Here is a 1,899-nt window from a genome sequence, read left to right on the forward strand (position 1 = left end):
ACACCACCAACGTCGGCACGTTGACTCTCACCGGCATTGAAACGGGCGCCACCGTCGAATACTCGACCGATGGTGGCCACACCTGGAACACCAGTTTCAACGCGGTCGAAGGCGTGAACGACGTACAGGTCCGGCAGACCGATGTCGCGGGCAATACATCGGATCCGACTTCTTTCAGCTTCACGCTCGATACGTCGGCCGCTGCGCCCGGTGTCGCGCTCACGAGCGATTCCGGTAGCAGCGCTACCGATCACACCACCAACGTCGGCACGTTGACTCTCACCGGCATTGAAACGGGCGCCACCGTCGAATACTCGACCGATGGTGGCCACACCTGGAACACGAGTTTCAACGCCGTCGAAGGCGTGAACGACGTACAGGTCCGGCAGACCGATGTCGCGGGCAATACATCGGATCCGACTTCTTTCAGCTTTACGCTCGATACCTCGGCCACTGCACCGGGTATTGCACTGACCGCCGACTCAGGCAGCAACGCTATCGACCACATCACCAACGTCGGCACACTCAACGTATCTGGTGTGGAGACTGGCGCAGTTGTCGAATACTCGATCGATGGTGGCCACACCTGGAGCACCAGCTTCAACGCCGTCGAAGGCGTGAACGACGTACAGGTTCGGCAGACCGATGTCGCGGGCAACACGTCGGCCCCGACCTCGCTCAGCTTCACACTCGATACCTCGGCCGCCGCACCCAACGTCGCATTGACCGCCGATTCCGGCACTAGCTCGACCGACCACATCACGAACGTCGGTGCACTCAACGTTTCTGGTGTGGAGACTGGCGCAGTTGTCGAATACTCGACCGATGGCGGCCATACCTGGAACACCAGCTTCAATGCCGTCGAAGGCGCGAATGACGTACAGGTGCGGCAGACCGATGTCGCAGGCAATACATCGGATCCGACTTCATTCAGCTTTACGCTCGATACCTCGGCCGCTGCGCCCGGTGTCGCACTCACGAGCGATTCCGGTAGCAGCGCTACCGACCACATCACCAACGTCGGCACACTCAACGTTTCTGGTGTGGAGACTGGCGCTGTTGTCGAATACTCGATCGATGGCGGCCACACCTGGAACACGAGTTTCAACGCCGTCGAAGGCGTGAACGACGTGCAGGTTCGGCAGACCGATATCGCAGGCAATACGTCGGATCCGACGGCGTTCAACTTCACGCTCGACACCTCGGCCGCTGCGCCCGGTGTCGCACTCACGAGCGATTCCGGTAGCAACTCGACCGACCACATCACGAACGTCGGTGCACTCAACGTTTCTGGTGTGGAGACTGGCGCAGTTATCGAATACTCGATCGATGGTGGCCACACCTGGAACACCAGTTCCAACGCCGTCGAAGGCGTGAACGACGTACAGGTTCGGCAGACCGATATCGCAGGCAATACATCGGATCCGACCTCGTTCAACTTCACGCTTGATACCTCGGCCGCCGCGCCCAGCATCGCATTGACCACCGATTCCGGCAGTAGCTCGACCGACCACATCACCAATGTCGGTACGTTGAATCTCACCGGTGTTGAAACCGGCGCCACCGTCGAATACTCGATCGATGGTGGCCACACCTGGAACACGAGTTTCAACGCCGTCGAAGGCGTGAACGACATACAGGTCCGGCAGATCGATGTCGCAGGCAATACATCGGATCCGACTTCTTTCAGCTTTACGCTCGATACGTCGGCCGCGGCGCCGGGTGTTGCACTGACTACCGATTCCGGCAGCAGTGCGACCGACCACATCACCAACGTCGGCACGCTGAATCTCACCGGTGTCGAAACGGGCGCCACCGTCGAATATTCGATCGATGGCGGTCATACCTGGAACACCAGTTTCGACGCCGTCGAAGGCATGAACGATGTACAAATTCGGC

The 1,899-nt window shown here is 59.5% G+C and carries 1 protein-coding gene; it reads left to right on the forward strand.

The genetic code is table 11. The features are described 5' to 3' along the window. On the forward strand, positions 1-1,899 hold a 1,899-nt coding region (locus tag ACPUER_RS36545; protein ID WP_425133554.1), incomplete at both ends, for a beta strand repeat-containing protein.

It is taken from the genome of Burkholderia sp. DN3021 (assembly GCF_049805555.1).
Taxonomy (GTDB): Bacteria; Pseudomonadota; Gammaproteobacteria; order Burkholderiales; family Burkholderiaceae; genus Burkholderia; species Burkholderia pyrrocinia_C.